Origin of the sequence: Arcicella gelida (assembly GCF_034931025.1) — a bacterium.
Taxonomy (GTDB): domain Bacteria; phylum Bacteroidota; class Bacteroidia; order Cytophagales; family Spirosomataceae; genus Arcicella; species Arcicella gelida.
This window is the reverse complement of the sequence record NZ_JAYGIL010000073.1, coordinates 1-1,248: the sequence shown is the minus strand read 5'-3', so window position 1 is coordinate 1,248 and position 1,248 is coordinate 1. Positions and strand designations below refer to the sequence as shown.

Below are 1,248 nucleotides of genomic sequence, written 5' to 3'. Positions count from 1 at the left end.
GGCTTCCCTTGAAAATTGTTTTTCGATATTGATTTAGAATAAAATCCACTCATATTCTGGGTGGATTTTTCATTTCACTTACGGTGATTTATTAAAAAAATACAATTTTATTTGACTTGTACCTTTCCAGATTTATTTTTCGTAAAATCTGGTCAACATTTTCTCATACCAGCTTGTTGAGTGGTTATTTACTGTCCTATAGGATTTATGTTAGGCTGCCAGTTTTTGAGCTTGCTGACTGTTTTCTTTCCTTCGGTTGGTAATCCTAACCGCATTGGCTGTATATACGCCGAAGTATAACCAAATTAGCTCTGTCTTTTGACTCCTTGCCTTTATTTTGCGTAAAAGATAATGTTCTTTTTCAGTGCCAAAACTACCCTCTAGACGTGTACTCCGTTCTTTATTGAGAATGCCTTTCATTTGCTTGGTGGCTTTATCATCTTTGCCTCTACCTTTTCTACAAAAATTATGTTGGATACTTTGCTCTCTTAAAAAAGTACGATTCTCATTGGTTGGATAAATCCCATCTGCGGCTACATGAGTACATTTTCCAATCATTGTTTCATGTTTTATTACGCTTTCTTTCAGTCTCTTACACTCATTGAAAGCATTGTAGCTTGCATGCTCAATGATGTTAATTCCTCCTACTTGGTTGATGTGAACCTTGATACCATACTCTACGGGTTTATTCTCCTTTCCTCTGACAATAGGTCTAATATAGGGTTTATAGATGCTTACTATGCGGTCACTAATCTTTGACTCAGGTATTTCAAAAAGTTGTTTTTGTTGTTCATAAACCACTTTAATCGTTTGAAATATTTCTCCATCTTTTTCTAAAAAACCTTTAGATTTAACTTTTTCTAGGAGTTCACTGAGTGTTAAAATACCTTTATTGAGTAGCTTTAAAAGTGAACGTTTTCTGGAGTAGGTCTTTCGATGAATCTTCTTTCTAAGTTTGCTGTAAGTCAACTGTTTTATCTTTTGGTCTTTGTATTTAGACCTTGGTAATTTGATTTTATTACTTGTGCATAAAGCAGGAATCTGTTTCTCCCACAGCCAAGTACAAGATTCCCAAAGTAACTTCACGTCGGTAGGAATTCGAAGATAAACTTCATAACACGTAGCATCCATTAATAACACATTTTTATCAGGAATCTCGGATTTCCAACTATTAACCATCACACTTTGAAATAGATTCAAATCTAAATGCTCTCCCAAATAAGACCTTACTCTTGAAACAAAAGAGTT

General features: G+C 34.4%; 1 protein-coding gene. It reads right to left on the bottom strand.

Annotated elements, in window-relative coordinates:
- Nucleotides 1-210 precede the first annotated feature (210 nt).
- Nucleotides 211-1,248 (bottom strand): DDE transposase (locus VB776_RS24455; protein WP_323699466.1); only part of this gene is annotated, 1,038 nt, incomplete at its 5' end.